This window comes from Chrysiogenes arsenatis DSM 11915 (genome assembly GCF_000469585.1).
Lineage (GTDB): Bacteria > Chrysiogenota > Chrysiogenetes > Chrysiogenales > Chrysiogenaceae > Chrysiogenes > Chrysiogenes arsenatis.
The window spans coordinates 390,297-407,525 of record NZ_AWNK01000001.1 but is presented as its reverse complement, the minus strand read 5'-3'; the positions used below and the strand labels follow the sequence as shown (position 1 = coordinate 407,525).

General features: G+C 52.7%; 12 protein-coding genes. 9 read left to right on the top strand and 3 right to left on the bottom strand.

Translation table 11 applies throughout. From position 1 onward, the window contains the following. Positions 1 to 3: 3 nt before the first annotated feature. Entirely contained in the window at positions 4 to 1,125 is a 1,122-nt protein-coding gene (locus P304_RS15885; RefSeq protein ID WP_027389149.1) for a LuxR C-terminal-related transcriptional regulator, read from the bottom strand. A gap of 542 nt (positions 1,126 to 1,667) precedes the next feature. On the opposite strand from P304_RS15885, the gene P304_RS0101820 reads away from it, so the two are divergent. The 3 genes from P304_RS0101820 to P304_RS0101805 all read left to right on the top strand — a co-directional run bounded on the left by P304_RS0101820 (position 1,668) and on the right by P304_RS0101805 (position 7,106). Then, the gene (locus tag P304_RS0101820; RefSeq protein WP_027389148.1) at positions 1,668 to 2,192 is read left to right on the top strand and encodes a transposase; all 525 of its coding nucleotides are present in this window, start codon (positions 1,668 to 1,670) and stop codon (positions 2,190 to 2,192) included. A gap of 17 nt (positions 2,193 to 2,209) precedes the next feature. Then, positions 2,210 to 6,211: an InlB B-repeat-containing protein gene (locus tag P304_RS16870; protein ID WP_034763544.1), complete on the top strand. Its 4,002-nt coding sequence runs from the start codon at positions 2,210 to 2,212 to the stop codon at positions 6,209 to 6,211. A gap of 364 nt (positions 6,212 to 6,575) precedes the next feature. Continuing rightward, a complete protein-coding gene (locus P304_RS0101805; protein WP_034763539.1) occupies positions 6,576 to 7,106 on the top strand; it encodes an Lcl C-terminal domain-containing protein in 531 nt (176 codons plus the stop codon). 284 nt (positions 7,107 to 7,390) lie between these two features. Here P304_RS0101805 and P304_RS0101800 read toward each other — a convergent pair whose 3' ends face one another. Further along, positions 7,391 to 7,834 (bottom strand): RpnC/YadD family protein, encoded by a 444-nt coding sequence (locus P304_RS0101800; RefSeq protein WP_027389146.1) that lies wholly within the window; start codon positions 7,832 to 7,834, stop codon positions 7,391 to 7,393. A gap of 34 nt (positions 7,835 to 7,868) precedes the next feature. Then, positions 7,869 to 8,567 carry an MOSC domain-containing protein gene (locus P304_RS0101795; RefSeq protein WP_027389145.1) on the bottom strand — a complete coding sequence of 233 codons (699 nt, stop codon included), beginning with the start codon at positions 8,565 to 8,567 and terminating at the stop codon, positions 7,869 to 7,871. A 499-nt stretch (positions 8,568 to 9,066) separates the two neighbouring features. On the opposite strand from P304_RS0101795, the gene P304_RS15880 reads away from it, so the two are divergent. The 6 genes from P304_RS15880 to P304_RS0101765 are packed head-to-tail and all read left to right on the top strand — an operon-like array spanning position 9,067 to position 17,214. Continuing rightward, entirely contained in the window at positions 9,067 to 9,594 is a 528-nt protein-coding gene (locus P304_RS15880; RefSeq protein ID WP_027389144.1) for a c-type cytochrome, read from the top strand. After that, a complete protein-coding gene (locus P304_RS0101785) occupies positions 9,591 to 13,220 on the top strand; it encodes a nitrate reductase subunit alpha (protein ID WP_027389143.1) in 3,630 nt (1,209 codons plus the stop codon). The genes P304_RS15880 and P304_RS0101785 overlap by 4 nt, the downstream gene beginning before the upstream one ends. Positions 13,221 to 13,233: 13 nt before the next feature. Continuing rightward, positions 13,234 to 14,715 carry a nitrate reductase subunit beta gene (gene narH, locus P304_RS0101780; protein WP_027389142.1) on the top strand — a complete coding sequence of 494 codons (1,482 nt, stop codon included), beginning with the start codon at positions 13,234 to 13,236 and terminating at the stop codon, positions 14,713 to 14,715. Between the two features lie 9 nt (positions 14,716 to 14,724). Next, complete coding sequence (locus tag P304_RS13485; RefSeq protein WP_051321311.1) at positions 14,725 to 15,255, top strand: nitrate reductase molybdenum cofactor assembly chaperone; 531 nt, start codon at positions 14,725 to 14,727, stop codon at positions 15,253 to 15,255. Continuing rightward, positions 15,248 to 15,913: a respiratory nitrate reductase subunit gamma gene (gene narI, locus P304_RS0101770; RefSeq protein ID WP_027389141.1), complete on the top strand. Its 666-nt coding sequence runs from the start codon at positions 15,248 to 15,250 to the stop codon at positions 15,911 to 15,913. Before P304_RS13485 ends, narI begins: the two co-directional genes overlap by 8 nt. Before the next feature lie 23 nt (positions 15,914 to 15,936). After that, positions 15,937 to 17,214, top strand: coding sequence for an MFS transporter (locus P304_RS0101765; protein WP_027389140.1), 1,278 nt, complete (start codon positions 15,937 to 15,939; stop codon positions 17,212 to 17,214). Positions 17,215 to 17,229 lie beyond the last annotated feature (15 nt).

Here is a 17,229-nt window from a genome sequence, read left to right as displayed (position 1 = left end):
ACTTTAAGGGGTTTTGTTCAGATAAATCGACAATTGCGCTTGTGTATTGACATCAAGTTTCAGGTAAATCTTCTTAAGATGGGTACGAATCGTATTGTAACTCACGAAAAGCCGGGCAGCTGCTTCACGTGGGGTCATGCCATCCTTCATGAACTGGCAGACCTCAATTTCTCTGGGTGACAGGTCCTTTGACTGTAAGTGCCAAATAAAGTTTACATAGGCATCGACTACGGGATCAAGGCGCAACAAATAGCAAAGTTCATGGCCACTTCCGACATCAACTCTGGCGACGCTGATTCGATAGGCTCTATTGCCAAAATTGAAAAATGAAGTTTCCGCTGGTTCGATTATGTCTGTATCAAATCTGAAATTATTCATAATGCGGAGTGTCGGACCCATCAGATCCTGAGGCAAGCATGAAGTCAAGGAGCTCTGTGGAAATATCTCCCCGTAGGCCTTGTTATGGTAAAGCAGTTTTCCCTGACTATCGATCAGCACGATTGGTGATGAAATATCCGCCAAACAATCGGTGAAAGACCGATACCGATTCAATTCTTCACTGAGCAAAATGGAGCGAATGGTTTGCATAATGGATGGCCATAGCAACTCCAGAATGCGGACTTCCCGAAGGGTAAATTGGCAGTCATCATTGTACCAGCGGTGAACTGCCAAGCCGACATTGGCATTCGGCAAATTCAAGGCGACCATGCCGGTACTGACGGAGTCGACGTAAATAGAGCGCAGAGGCTCGAATTGGGGGTTGTCGATAAAGAATTGGTTCCGATTTTTGTTAACCAGACCCCGATCAAGATCGACGTCGTAAGCTATGACTGAACGATGGCCACTTAAAAACATGGGAGCCAACGGGTCTCTGGAGAACATGTGGGGGAGAAGGGATAATGTTTCCTCGGGAATATTGACTGTGTCATAAATCGCGAACCGGCTTAAATCAGGCTCGGTGAAGAAATATATGCAGGCCTGGGATCGCAACAGCGGCAATATGCGATCGTGCAACAGCGCTTTTAATTCCGAACGCTGACGGCAGTTTAATATGTGGTGATTGAATGCCACGATGTCATTGAAGTCCTGACTCGACAACCGGCCGGAAGATTTTGAATTCGTCATATTTCAGCCCACCTCAGATCCATAGAATTCCTCCCCGAAAATGGTCACGCCGCACCGCCCCGTTTCTGGCGGCACCCTCCAGTCATGAATCCCCTGCATCATCGTTTGCTTACCTAAGCTTTTGGCGCACGATTTGCGCAAACACATCCTCGTTTTGATCCGCCAGACCGCGAATGAAACAGCGGTCAAAATAGTTTGAAAAATCACCCAACTGGGTGATTACATGAACGAATCATCTTTGTATATTCAGAATTGCTTTGTCAACAATAGTTAAAAATTTTTGGTTCCTTCAACATAGGCGATCTTGGGCTCCCCGAGGCCGTATCCATCGTGCCGGTTTGGCCAGCAGCGTTCAGCGCCATTCTGGCCGGATTTTACTCTTATATCTTACCATGGAGGTTCTAACTCAACTTTCGCACCCTTGAATTTCATCACAAGCTCTTTAATAATTGATCCTTAACCAAGGAAAACCTCCTTAGATTTGGCATACTAGATTTCACACAAAACGAGTATCCAAGCCATTTGTACGCAAGGTGTTTGAAATGCTGAAAAGGGCATATCGTCCTCTACGGGCAAGTACCCCAGTAAAACTTGTATTTTGCCGGCCAGTGGACAAGCACAATCACTACAAACCCATTATTTTGCTCAGTACACTGATCCATCAAAGCGAAGAGGAAGTTATTGCTGCATACGCCAACCGCTGGTCTATCGAAACGCTTTTTAAGGAACTCAAGCACACATGGGACTTTGGTAAAAATCAGTGCCGCAACTTCGAGTCATACATTTGCTTTATAACCATCAGCATGATCAGGAGTATCGTTTTTACCATCATGCAGCGCCAAAACGAAGATTACCGCTATAAGGGAACCTTGTTCGAGAAAACCGAATGCGAACTGCAAACACTCAACACCCTGTTCAATCTTGACCAGTACATAAAACAGCTTTGCGAACTCTGCGACGAGAAGCTGAAGTCAAGTACTGCTATTTTGATCAAGGAAATCGAAGCATTCCAGCAACGGTTGCGCGATTGCGTCACCAGTTTACTATTTCAGGGGTGCGAAACTTAAGAAGGAGGTTTTTTAGTATGCGACGAACAAACATTTTTGCCCTTTGTCTTATCCTGTTTTTCCTGCTCCTCACCGGTTGCGGTGGCAGCAGCACATCAAAGAGCACCATTACCGTCAGCGGTATTGTGGCCGATGACCCCGTGGTAAATGCCACCGTACAGATCTTTTCCAGCACCGGAGCATCGCTTGGAACCACGACCACTGGCGCTGATGGCCGCTATCAAATCGACGTCACCCTCGGCAGCGACTACCGCGTGGTTGCCAGCGGTGGCACCTTTGGTGGCAACCCCTTTAACGGTACATTAAAAAGCCATTGCGACACCGGCGAAGCGTGCCACGTCACCCCATTCTCCACCGTTATCGTAGCGCTGGTAGATTCTGGCGATACCCTTCCCACAGCTCAAGCCAAACTAGCAACTACTTTGGGAATTAACCCAGGAGTTGACCCCTTTATTGCGTGGCTTGATACTACCGAACGGGCAACTCTGCCAAACCATATCAATGTAGAAACTATGCGAACCACCATCGGCAATGGCAACGGACTGCAAAACTGGTTGGAAAGCGTTGCTGTGTATGTTAGCGACACGAGTGGAGCTATGCCCGCAGGGATAGCTGAGTTGACACCACAACCAGAGCCACAACCACAACCAGAGCCACAACCAGAGCCACAACCAGAGCCACAACCAGAGCCACAACCAGAGCCACAACCAGAGCCACAACCAGAGCCACAACCAGAGCCACAACCAGAGCCACAACCAGAGCCACAACCAGAACCGCAACCAGAACCACAACCAGAACCACAACCAGAACCAGAACCTGCGACTTACACCGTCACCTTCGTTGATCACAACAGCACCGTACTTAAAAACGAAAACGTAGTACACGGCAACGCCGCAACTGCACCGACAAACCCCAGCCGCACTGGCTATAGCTTTACCGGCTGGACTCCCGCAGAGTTTACAAACATCACCGGCAACACCACTATCACTGCGCAATACACCGTTAATGGATACACCATCACCTTTGACAGTGCTGGTGGTTCAACCGTTGCCAACATCACACAGAACTTTGGCACCGACGTTACCGCTCCAGTGGCTCCAACCCGTGCTGGCTACACGTTTGCTGGCTGGAGCCCAACGCTACCAAGTACCATGCCAAGCGCAAACGCCACCCACACCGCACAGTGGACAGTAAACGAATATACCATCACCTTCGACAGTGCCGGTGGTTCAACCGTTGCAGCTATCACACAGAACTTTGGCACCGACGTTACCGCTCCAGTGGCTCCAACCCGTGCTGGCTACACGTTTGCTGGCTGGAGCCCAACGCTACCAAGTACCATGCCAAGCGCAAACGCCACCCATACCGCACAGTGGACAGTAAACGAATATACCATCACCTTTGACAGTGCCGGTGGTTCAACCGTCGCCAACATCACACAGAACTTTGGCACCGACGTTACCGCTCCAGTGGCTCCAACCCGTGCTGGCTACACGTTTGCTGGCTGGAGCCCAACGCTACCAAGTACCATGCCAAGCGCAAACGCCACCCATACCGCACAGTGGACAGTAAACGAATATACCATCACCTTTGACAGTGCCGGTGGTTCAACCGTCGCCAACATCACACAGAACTTTGGCACCGACGTTACCGCTCCAGTGGCTCCAACCCGTGCTGGCTACACGTTTGCTGGCTGGAGCCCAACGCTACCAAGTACCATGCCAAGCGCAAACGCCACCCACACCGCACAGTGGACAGTAAACGAATATACCATCACCTTCGACAGTGCCGGTGGTTCAACCGTTGCAGCTATCACGCAGAACTTTGGCACCGACGTTACCGCACCAGCAGCACCAACCCGTGCTGGCTACACCTTTGCCGGTTGGAGTCCAACGCTACCAAGTACCATGCCAAGCGCAAACGCCACCCATACCGCACAGTGGACAGTAAACGAATATGCCATCACCTTCGACAGTGCCGGTGGTTCAACCGTTGCAGCTATCACGCAGAACTTTGGCACCGACGTTACCGCACCAGCAGCACCAACCCGTGCTGGCTACACCTTTGCCGGTTGGAGTCCAACGCTACCAAGTACCATGCCAAGCGCAAACGCCACCCATACCGCACAGTGGACAGTAAACGAATATACCATCACCTTTGACAGTGCCGGTGGTTCAACCGTCGCCAACATCACACAGAACTTTGGCACCGACGTTACCGCTCCAGTGGCTCCAACCCGTGCTGGCTACACGTTTGCTGGCTGGAGCCCAACGCTACCAAGTACCATGCCAAGCGCAAACGCCACCCATACCGCACAGTGGACAGTAAACGAATATACCATCACCTTTGACAGTGCCGGTGGTTCAACCGTTGCCAACATCACACAGAACTTTGGCACCGACGTTACCGCTCCAGTGGCTCCAACCCGTGCTGGCTACACGTTTGCTGGCTGGAGCCCAACGCTACCAAGTACCATGCCAAGCGCAAACGCCACCCACACCGCACAGTGGACAGTAAACGAATATACCATCACCTTCGACAGTGCCGGTGGTTCAACCGTTGCAGCTATCACGCAGAACTTTGGCACCGACGTTACCGCACCAGCAGCACCAACCCGTGCTGGCTACACCTTTGCCGGTTGGAGTCCAACGCTACCAAGTACCATGCCAAGCGCAAACGCCACCCATACCGCACAGTGGACAATCAATCAGTACACCATCGCCGTCACCATCGATAGTCCAGAAAGCGGCACCGTCAGCGGACTTGCTACTGATGGCCTGTACGATTACAACAGCACCGTCACCCTGACCGCTACCGCCAATACTGGCTACCAGTGGGAGCGCTGGCTGGAAGGAGCGAGCGAAGTTACTTCTAACGCTACCTACACCTTCAGTGCTACCGCCAACCGTACCCTGACCGCCGTGTTCTCCGCGCTGCCACAACTCAGCATCGGCTCTGCCGACACCTTTGAGGGCAACAGCGACACCACCGAAATCCGCTTCCCCGTCACGCTTGATAAAGCTGCCAACGGCGACGTTGCCGTGCAGTGGTATACCGTCGATGGCACCGCCGACAGCATCGACGACTACATCCCCGTTACCGATGGCGCACTCACTATCCCTAATGGTGAAACCAGCGGCGTGCTCTCCGTCATCATCAACGGCGATACCTTGTATGAGTTTGGCGATGAAACCTTCCGCGTCGTTTTGAGCGCCATTAGCTCCAACGCCCTCTTTAGCGGCAATGCCGATTCACTCGAAGCCACCGGCACCATCAGAAATGACGACGAATTTGTGCCACAACTGAACGACACCGGCATCACTAAGTTTGGCAACGCCAGCTCAAACACCTTTGATACCCTTGACGGGGCCGACGCCACCAACTACGGTGGACAAGATGCCCACTATGGCCGCGACGCCTTGGCAACCAAAGGGCAACTCACTAAAGTCGGTGCTGGGAAAGCGGGCTTTGACTTCACCAAAATCTCGAACAGTGGCAACCCACTCCCTGCCGAAGCAGCGCTCGGCGAAGGGCCGAACGACTGGGCCTGCACCCGCGATAACGTCACCGGCCTGATGTGGGAAGTAAAAACCACCTCCGGCCTGCGCAGCAATGCCAACACCTACAGTTGGTACAACTCCACCGGCGTTAATGATGGTGGCGATACCGGCAAAGCTAACGGTGGCATTTGTAGCGATACCGGCAACTGCGATACGGAAAAGTATGTCGCACGTGTTAACGATACGACCCTGTGCGGTTACAACGATTGGCGTATGCCGAACGTCGATGAACTCAAGTCTATCGTTGATCTTGGCACCTCCAATCCAGCGATTGACACCACCTATTTCCCTAGCACGCCTTCCAGTTGGTTCTGGAGTTCCTCTTCGAAGGCCAGCGGTATGTTTGGCGCTGGCACTGAAGCGTGGCACGTTAACTTCGGTAGCGTTGACTTCACTAAGGCTTACGAAAACGGCAGCCATAAGTTCAACGCCAGCCAAGTCCGTTTGGTTCGCCCCTGACAGTGATTTGGTTTTTTTGGGGTAGCGGTAGACGTTCTTTCTTTTGGCACCAAAAGAAAGAACCAAAGAAAAGTGCCCTCGCGCTTTTGCTCCCCTTGGTTTTGCTTGCCTGCTTCAGAGATCCGGCACAATGCCCCTCCGTGGACATGTGCCGGACTGGCCACTTCCTGTGGCCGCCCCCTACGGGGTCTAGCTGAGCAGGCGGCGCGCCCAAGGGGCAAAAGCTTACCGAGGGGGAAAACGAAACATGGGCGAAGTGAGTATAACAAACGGCTGTCATTTCGAACGAGCGACAGCGAGGAGAAATCTGACTTCTTCACCGCCCGATAGTCACGAACAATTATTTATCAAAAGGAGCATCATTATGACCAGTAAACTGATCCTTGCTATCACCACCGCTACTGTTCTGCTCACTAGCCATGCCCACGCCCTGCAAAGCACCAACTGCAACAACGCCATTACCCCCACCACCCCCGACAGTCGCTTTACCATTCACAACGACGGCACCGTCACCGACACGAAAACCGGACTGATGTGGCAACGGTGCAGCCTTGGACAAACATGGGACAGCACCAACACCACCTGTAGTACTGATACCAGCAACCACAACTGGCAGCAAGCGTTAGCCGCCGCTGAAGCCAGCACCTTTGCTGGATACAACGACTGGAAACTCCCCAATCAAAAAGAGCTGAGTTCGATTGTGGAATACGCCTGCTCGGAGCCCGCTATCAATACCGATATCTTCCCCGCCACACCGTCCAGTTGGTTCTGGAGTTCCTCTCCGAAAGCTGACGAAAATAGTTACGCATTGGTTGTTGACTTCGTCTACGGTGGCGGCAACTATAACCGTAAGGACGGCCTCGTCCTAGTCCGCTTTGTTCGCCCCGGACAGTGATTTTGGGTTTGGGTGATAGGTGATAGGGAATGTGGTTCGTTGGTTTTTGCGATCCGCAATTCACCACCCCGTCAGGCTGCGCCTGCCACCCCTTCATTGGATGGGAATCACAGAGGGGAATTGTGCTGTGTCGCTGAGGCAGGCGGCGCGCCCAAGGGACAAAAAATATCGGTATTTGTAGGGGCGATCCTGCGTGATCGCCCTTCTGCCTCTGTTTTGCAAAGGGCAGACACACAGGTCTGCCCCTACGAAAAGGCCGTGCGTTGCAAGGGGTGGTCAATGCACTATTGCGCTCGCATCTCCACGGTTTCCGCAGGTGACTTCGCGTCAAGGATGTTTTCCAGATAACGCTGCAATTCTTCATAGCTTGCCTGATCGATCTTTTTTTCAATATCTGGCAGGATGTGTTTGAATTTCTTTCTCAGAAGCGAGCGCAGTGTGGCACGAGCTTCTTGCTCGCGCCCAAGCGTAATGCCTTGCTGCCTTCCTTCTTGTCTCCCCAGCATTATCCCACGTTGTTCGCCGCGGCGTTCGAGTTGTTCGGCTATCGATGGCATGGTATCTCCTCCAAGTTGTGTCATCAGGTCAATAAAGGTATCCGGGTCGTCTTCTTTGCCTTCCAGCAAGTATTCGAGAATCAGTATACGGTGGCCGTCTTCGAGTTTAAAGATGTGTCGCAAAGTGGGTTCGAGTTTGGAGAGTTCGGTAAAGATGCCACGCATGGCCATCAGCGAGGCGGCAAGGGAAAGATTATTATATGCACTACTCCGGTGTTTCCAGCCGACTCTGCCATGATTCCACTGCGCCCCGCTGTAAACGGTTTTGTGCCAGTTGTCGCCATGATTCTGGCAGCACCGCGAGTTGCTGCATCGCTTGCAACCCTTCACGATCAAGCGTGTTGTGGAACAGAAGATGTATCAACCGTGCAATCGGCCATGTCGCATACGGGCGCTCGAAGAGTGTTATCGTGTCGCCCGGTGCTACACTGCCTTCTTCCAGTACGCGGTAATACCACCCGGTTCTTCCCGTTTCCTGCACCAATTTCGACATTGACGGATGCGCGAAACGGATATTGAGTTTCCAACACGGTTGACGTGCTTGCGAAACTTCTATCAGTGCGGTTCCAAATCGAAAACGGTCGCCAACGCAGACATTCGATTCGGTTAACCCTTGGGTGCTGATATTTTCTCCAAAACCACCCACCACGAGTCTGTTGTGGATCACTTCCGGCAGTTCACTGCGCCACGCCGCGTAATGTTCTGCCGGATAGTGATGTAAGGCCTTCTCTTGCCCTCCGTGGTTGCGCCGGTCGGCTTGCTGGTCGCCGTCTAACCCCGTCAACGTGACATTCACTGTACGCTCGATCGGCTGTTTGGCTATCGCGCTCATTTCGCCTTTTTTCCCGAAAGGGATGGTGTGTCCAATAAGTAGTTGTTCGATGACGACTGAAGCTGGGGTCATTTTGTAGGCTCCTATGTTGCGCGTAACGGCATGGTTGTTGTGAGTGATGTTCCGCGTTCGCAAGTGGTAAAGGTTTTCCTCATACTTTTGCGGTTCAAAAGTACACCGCAGCAGGGAAATTATAAATAGGAACTGTCAAAAAGTGGTTATTATACGCGAGTATGGCGTGTTGCATTATTTTAACGCTGTTCTTACTTCGATAATTCCTATCTTATGAAATCGGCACTATCTCCGAGTGGCGCCTATTGCTGGTCGCTGTGTTCTGTTGTCTTCTATGTGTGGCAAAACGAGTAAAAGCTATTATTACCAGTAGTTTATCGTCGCTGCATTGCCGCTTATTGTGAAAAATTATTCTACACACTTCTTGATCTAGATCAATTTTTCATTGATAGAAAAGTGTTTTATTCGAGTTTATGCCACATGAAAGCATGCTTGGTTTTGCTCCGGTAATCCTCTTTCGTGTTTTCAGGTCGCAATGTTGTTTTCAATGGAGGTCATCATGAACCTACTTCGATGTTTTGTGTTTTTTGCGCTCATTGTGCTGGTGTCATCGCCAGTGGTGGCTTCAATTGCGGGGGATGCTCGTACGGGGCAATCTTTGTATACGGGTGAAATGCCTTTTGCCGCCGGTGCTTCCCCGTGTATTGCTTGTCACAGTTTGAGTGCGGCGGGTTTCGGGAATGCTCGTATGGCAAATTATGCGGGTGATTTGAGTTACCTCTACCACGGTTTTGGCACGGAGGGGATGCAAGGGATTTTGCGCAATTTGCAACACCTCCCGTCGATGGCGGCTATCTATCGCGAACGCCCCTTGAGTGATGAAGAGATTCGCGTGCTGGGGGTGTTTTTCGCGGCGCTGCCGGAAGCGACTCCGCCCACGTCTGAACTCCCCATTGCCTTACATGCGGCCGTGGTCTTTGGTGTGATCGCGTTTGTTCTTGGCTTCTGGGGACGTCACCGCCGTCGTGCTGGAGCGCGCCAGCAGCTTCACGAGCGCCATGAAATCAAAACGAGGGGGATGCAATGAGCTGGATACAGGATATCGTCAATCCAAATGCCCGCAAATGGGAAGAGTTTTATCGCGGACGCCATCAACATGATCGGGTCGTCCGTAGTACGCACGGCGTGAATTGCACTGGGAGTTGCTCGTGGAATATTGCGGTGAAAGAAGGGATTGTTGCTTGGGAAATACAGGCGACCGATTATCCGCCCCTTGCGGGAGATGTGCCGCCGTATGAGCCTCGCGGTTGTCAGCGTGGCGCGTCGTGTTCGTGGTATCTCTATAGCCCGTTGCGGGTCAAGTATCCCTACTTGCGCGGAGCGCTGCTTGATTTATGGCAGGAAGCACGGGCGCAGCATGCTGATCCACTGGCCGCCTGGACGTCGATTGTGGAAGATGAAGAGAAGCGCCGTCGCTATCAGCAGGCACGCGGCAAAGGCGGTTTTCGTCGCTTTGACTGGGAGAGCGCGCTGGAAATGATTGCGGCTTCCACGCTGTACACCGTCAAGAAATATGGCCCGGATCGGGTCATCGGCTTTTCGCCCATTCCCGCCATGTCTATGCTCAGCTATGCGGCTGGTTCGCGTTTTCTGCAGCTTCTTGGTGGCGTGAACCTTTCATTTTATGATTGGTATTGCGATCTTCCCAATGCTTCGCCAGAAATCTGGGGCGAGCAGACCGATGTTGCCGAAAGTGCCGACTGGTACAACAGTAAATTTATTACGGTGATGGGATCAAATCCCGGCATGACGCGGACGCCGGATGTGCACTTTTTAGCCGAAGCACGCCACAACGGCACCAAAGTCGTTTCGCTCTCACCCGATCTCAATATGAGTAGCAAATATGCCGACTGGTGGATTCCAGTGCATGCGAGCCAAGATGGTGCGTTTTGGATGGCGGTCAATCACGTTATTCTGAAAGAATTCCACCATCAGGCGCAAACGCCAGCCTTCCTTGATTACCTCACCCGTTACACCGACAGCCCATTTTTGATTTGCTTGGAGCAGCACGATGGCGAATTCAAAGCGGGTCGCATGCTTCCTGCCGGACAAACACCACGCTACCGCGAAAGTGAAAACGGTGAATTCAAATACTTGGTATGGGATAGTAAGAGCAATGCCGCGCGGATGCCACTGGGAACGCTCGGTTTTCGCTGGCAGCAGAAAAAAGGTGAGTGGAACCTGAATCTGCGTGATGGGCTTGATAATGCCGAGCTGACGCCGGAGATCTCATTCTTGAATGAGCATGATGCGGTGATACCTGTCGAATTTATCGACTTCGCCGATGAAAAACGGACGCGGCGCGATATTCCGGTGCGCTACATCGAAACCAACGATGGCACATCCATTGCGGTAACCACGGTTTTCGATTTGCTCATGGCGCAATTTGGTGTCGCGCGTGCAGTGTTACAGCAGGGATATCCTGTCGATTACAACGATGAAACCGCCGCCTATACTCCCGCTTGGCAGGAGCGCTACAGTGGCGTTGACCGGGATACCGTCATCCGTTTTGCCCGTGAATGGGCAGGAACAGCCGAACGGACGGGTGGGAAATGTTCTATCATCATCGGCGCGGGCATCAACCATTGGTATCATGCCAATCTGACCTATCGGGCGGGTATTGTCGCACTGATGCTGTGCGGGTGTGTTGGCAAAAATGGTGGTGGACTCAACCACTATGTTGGACAAGAAAAGCTGGCGCCGCAAGCGCCGTGGGCGACCATTGCCGGAGCGATGGACTGGACGAAGCCACCGCGTTTCCAGAATACGCCATCGTTCCATTATGTACACAGCGATCAATGGCGCTATGAGCGTGCCGTTGATGAAGAGCAACTCAACCCGGTCGAAAGTGCCTCCCACTTGACGGGCGGCCACACGATGAACCATCAGGTGCGCGCCGTGAAGCGCGGCTGGCTCCCGTTTTATCCGCAATTTGAACGCAATTCGCTTGATCTTGTGCGCGATGCCGAAAAAGCTGGCGCCATTACCAGCGAGGAAATTGTCAAATGGACGGTCGAGCAGTTAGTGTCCAAAAAACTCAATTTTGCGATTGAAGATCCAGACGCGCCCGCCAATTGGCCGCGCCTATGGTTTATCTGGCGCGGTAACGCGCTTTCTTCCAGCGCGAAAGGGCAAGAATACTTTTTTAAGCACTATTTAGGAACCCATTCCAGCACCATTGCGCCAGAAACGGGGAAAGAGGGCCTTACCGAAGCGCGCTGGCGCGACAAAGCCCCCGAAGGAAAATTGGATCTGGTTGTCAACCTCAACTTCCGCATGGACACGACGGCGCTCTACTCCGATCTCGTGCTGCCAACCTCGACGTGGTACGAAAAAGACGATCTGAACACGACGGATATGCACTCGTATATCCATCCACTGCAGGCGGCGGTTGCGCCGTGTTGGGAGTCGCGCCCGGATTGGGATATTTTTCAGGCCATCGCCCAAAAGGTGAGTGAACTCGCGACGACCCACCTGCCGCAACCGCAGCGCGACATTGTGGCGGTTCCGTTGCAACACGATACGCCGGCGGAAATGGCGCAGCGTGAAGTGCGCGACTGGAGCCGTGGTGAGTGCGAAGCGATCCCCGGCAAAACGATGCCCGGTTTGGTGGTGGTGGAGCGCGACTACGCGAAGCTCTACCAACGGATGATCTCACTTGGTCCAGGCTTGCGGCAGGGCGGATTGGGCATGCACGGCCTGAACTGGAGTGTTGAAGATGCCTACGATGAGTTGGTTGCGACTCGCCCGACTGAAACGTGGGACAATCAGACGTACCCATCACTGGTGCAGGCACGCGATGCCGCCAATATCATCATGCACTTGGCACCGGAAACCAATGGCGAAATGGCCTACCGCGCCTTCCTTGCCGAAGAGAAAAAAGTTGGCGTTCCGCTCGTTGATCTTGCCGAAAAAAGTCGTTCCGTGCGGACAAATTTTGACGACATTGCCAAGCAGCCGCGTCGCTTGTTGACCACGCCGTGTTGGACTGGCATCACCAATGAAGGGCGCGCCTACAGCGCCTACTGCCTGAACGTGGAACGCCTCATTCCGTGGCGCACGCTGACGGGACGGCAGCACTTCTACCTCGATCACCAAAGCTATATCGCGTACGGCGAACACCTGCCGACCTACAAGCCAAAGCTGGAACGGAAGTTCTTGCAGGATCTGGTGGCGACGGCACCGGAAAAGAGCACGATTGCGCTGAATTATCTTACACCGCATGGCAAATGGGGCATTCACTCCACGTATGGCGATAATCACCGGATGCTTTCACTGTCGCGCGGGCTTCATCCGCTGTGGATCAACGATGCCGATGCGGCGCAAATTGACCTGCACGATAACGACTGGGTCGAAGTGTATAACGACCACGGTGTCGTCGTCACCCGTGCGGTGGTGAGTGCGCGCATTCCTGCCGGTATTGCGTTTATCTATCATGCACCGGAACGCACCATTGGCGTGCCGAAATCATCGCTGCGCGATGGTCAGCGCGCTGGCAGCCACAACAGTTTGATTCGCACCCGCCTCAAACCGAATTTGATGGCCGGCGGTTACGGGCAGTTCACGTATGGGTTTAACTACTGGGGGCCAACCGGAACCAATCGCGATACCTTTGTCCTGATACGCAAGTATCACGGCGAAGTGCAGTGGTAATAAGGAGCAGACTATGAATGTACGCGCACAGATATCATCCGTTTTTCATCTCGATAAATGTATTGGCTGTCACACCTGTAGTGTCACCTGTAAGAACCTTTGGACGGATCGCAAAGGGGCGGAATACATGTGGTGGAACAATGTTGAAACCAAGCCCGGTACGGGCTATCCGACCCAGTGGGAGAATCAGGAGCACTCTAAAGGGGGCTGGAAGAGCGATGGCAACAGCCTGGAACTGCGTTCGGGTGGCAAAGGGAAAAGCCTGCTCAATGTCTTTCACAATCCCAACTTGCCGACCTTAGACGATTACTATGAGCCGTGGACGTACCGTTACGATGATCTTTTCAATGCTCCGGCTGGAAAAGGTCAGCCAACCGCTCGCCCGGTATCAATGATTACGGGCAAACCGATAGATCCCCAAGCGGGGCCGAATTGGGATGATGACCTTGGCGGTTCCAAGCTCTATGCCGCCAATGACCCTTCGCTCGAAGGGTTGAGTGACGAGGAAAAACAGCAGTTGTTTGCGACGGAAAAGATGGCATTTTTCTATCTGCCGCGTCGCTGTAACCACTGCATGAATGCGGCCTGCGTTGCCAGTTGCCCTTCCGGCGCGATTTATAAGCGCGGTGAGGATGGCATTGTGCTTGTCAATCAGGAAAAATGCCGTGGCTGGCGCATGTGTGTTTCGGCCTGCCCGTACAAAAAGGTGTACTACAACTGGAGTGTGGGGAAATCGGAAAAGTGCATCAGTTGCTATCCACGGGTGGAATCGGGCGAAATACCTGGCTGCTACGCCAGTTGTGTTGGTCGCATCCGCTATATGGGCGTGCTCTTGTACGATGCCGATAAAATCAAGTCGACGGCGATGATTCCCGCCAAAGAGCTGGCGGCTGCCCAGCGCGATATGATTCTTGATCCGAGCGACCCTGCTGTTATCAGCGCCGCACGGAGCAGTGGTATTGCCGAACACGTTTTGAACGCTGCGCGTCGCTCGCCGGTCTACCGTTTTGTCAAAGAGTGGAAAATTGCGCTGCCGTTGCATCCTGAATTTCGCACGCTGCCGATGATTTTTTATGTGCCACCGTTGCTGCCTGTACTCGCCAAGGTGGAAAATGGTGTGGCCAATATGGCGGAAGCCAGCTTTTCGAGTTTAGAGCAGGCACGTTTGCCGCTGCGCTATCTGGCGAATCTTTTTGCTGGCGGCAATGAAATGGAGATTACAGCTGTCTACCGCCGACTGATTGCGGTGCGCTTGCAACGCCGTGCGGCCACGGTAGGCGATATCGCCGCCGCCGATGTTACTGCCGCGCAACAAGAAGTAAATGCCGAAATGGCGAACGCGATTTATCGCATGAGTGCGCTGACGTCCATGCAAGAGCGCATTGTGCTGCCGCCGCTGAATCGGGAAATGTCGATTGAAGCGGTTGTCGACCCGCATGAATACCGTGGTTCGGCTGGATTTGGTATTCGGCAAGCGCCAGCACGGCGTTGGTAGGAGGAAATGATGCGTGAACCATTTCTTTTTTTCAGCACATTGCTGAGCTACCCCACCATGCAAACACTGGCGGAGATTCAGAACTATTGGAAGCGAGCGGTATTGTCGCCTGAGTCTTTGGAGTTGCTGGCACCGTTTCAAACGGCAATGTCCCAGGAAGGATTGGCCGGTATGCAGGAGTGTTATACCGCCGCATTTGATCTGCAGCCGCTGTGTGCTCCATATGTCGCGTATCAGTTGTGTGGCGATGATGCACGCCGTGGACAGTTTCTGATCCGCCTGCAACAGCTCTACCGCAGTGTAGGATTTGCGGCAGAAGGCGAGCTGGCTGATCACCTGAGTATTGTGCTTCATTTTCTGGCGGAAGCTCCGGCATCAGAAGCCGTTTCTGATTTACAGGAAGATGGACTTAAACCCGCCGTGGCGACAATGACTGGTCTGATGGCAGGTGGCAATAATCCGTATGGATGTGTGCTGGCGGCGCTTGAACACACCTTGAACTTTTCCGTGACGACGACCAAGGAGTTGCACCATGTTTGATATTATTCTTTTTGCGGTCTTTCCGTATGTCGCGATCAGCTTGGCGGTTATTGTTGGGATCTACCGTTTAAAAACTGACAGCTTTTCTTTTTCGGCGCACTCGTCGCAGTTTTTTGAAAGTCGTCGCCTCTTCTGGGGTTCGGTGCCGTGGCATTTTGCGATCATTCTGGTTTTGCTGGCACACCTGCTAGCGTTCCTGTTTCCGGCTGCTTGGGGGGCATTGGCAGGAAAGCCGATCCGCCTGTACCTGTTGGAAATCACAGGATTGGCGCTGGGAGTGATGACGGTTATCGGTCTGGCACAGTTAATGTTGCGGCGGGCGGGTGAGCCGCGAGTCCACGTGGTGACAACGAAAATGGATTGGGTCGTGCTGGTGCTGCTTTTAGCGCAAGTGGTGAGTGGCGTGGTGATTGCGTGGACACTCCGCTGGGGCTCAGTGTGGTATCTGCACACGGCTACCCCCTGGCTTTGGTCGTTGCTGCAATTCAATCCACAGGTAGAGTATATCGCTGCGTTGCCGAATATAGTGAAATTCCATGCCTTTAATGCCTTCCTCTTAATTGCGGTTTTCCCATTCTCGCGTCTTGTGCATGCGGCAGCGGTTCCACTCGGATATCTCTGGCGTTCACCACAGTTAGTACTATGGAATCGACGCTGAGTCAGACGTACTGGAGGTGAGGCATGGCATCGAAGAAACGCAAACAGATATCGGTGCTGATAATGAGTACCACGGCCTTCACCGCGTGTTTTGCGGTGTGGGTCATGTACTCAGTTATTGGAATACCGATCAAGAATGAGTTGGGGCTCAGCGAGACACAGTTCGGACTGATGGCAGCGACTCCGATTCTGTCCGGTTCGCTCATCCGTCTGCCGCTGGGCATGTGGACGGACAAATACGGTGGGCGGTTGGTGTTCACGGTGCTGATGTTTTCGGCAGTGGTGCCTATCTGGCTTATCAGTTATGCCACTGTCTATTGGCATTTTCTGCTGCTCGGTTTGTTTATCGGGGTGGCGGGAGGCTCTTTTTCGGTGGGTATTGCGTACACGGGGCGTTGGTTTTCCAAAGAACGCAAAGGTTTGGCGATGGGTATTTTCGGGGCGGGGAATGCGGGAGCAGCGTTGACAAAATTTGTCGCTCCGGCATTAGTTGTCGCCTATGGCTGGCAGAGTGTACCCCAAGTGTACGCGGTAGCACTGGCTATGGTGGCGCTTTTGTTTCTGGTGTTTACGTTTACCGAACCTCATCACAAAGTTGGCCAAGAAGTAACGTTTCGCAGCCAGCTGAAAGCGTTGCGCGATATCCGTGTCTGGAAATACTGCCAATACTACTCCATCGTCTTTGGTGGGTACGTGGCACTTTCGTTATGGCTGACAAAGTACTATATCAGTGAATACGGCTTTGGCATTCAAACGGCGGCGTTGATTGCCGCTATTTTCGTTCTCCCTTCTGGTGTTATACGGGCGCTTGGCGGATGGCTTTCAGACAAATTTGGCGCGCACACGGTTACGTGGTGGGTTATGTGGACTTCGTGTGTTGCCTTGTTTGTGCTCTCTTACCCGCAGCACACCGTGATCATACAGACACTACGTGGTGAGCTTGTTCTTGATCTTGGTCTGAATGTCTGGTTGTTTACGGCACTGTTGTTTGTGGTTGGTATTGCGTGGGGCTTTGGCAAAGCATCGGTGTTTAAATATATCGGTGACGAATATCCCCACAATATCGGTGTTATTTCCGGCATTGTCGGGCTGATGGGTGGACTCGGTGGATTTATTTTTCCTGTTGTTTTCGGGATGATGGTCGATTTGACGGGAATCAATAGCAGTATTTTTATGCTGTTATTTCTGATTACCGCATGGTCATTGGTCTGGATGTATTCAACGGAAGTGCGTGGTGTGAAAACGCTGAAGTTGATTGCTTCGACTGGCAAAGAAGAACTGAAAAAATCATCTGATCTTTAGATTTTTCAAGGGAGC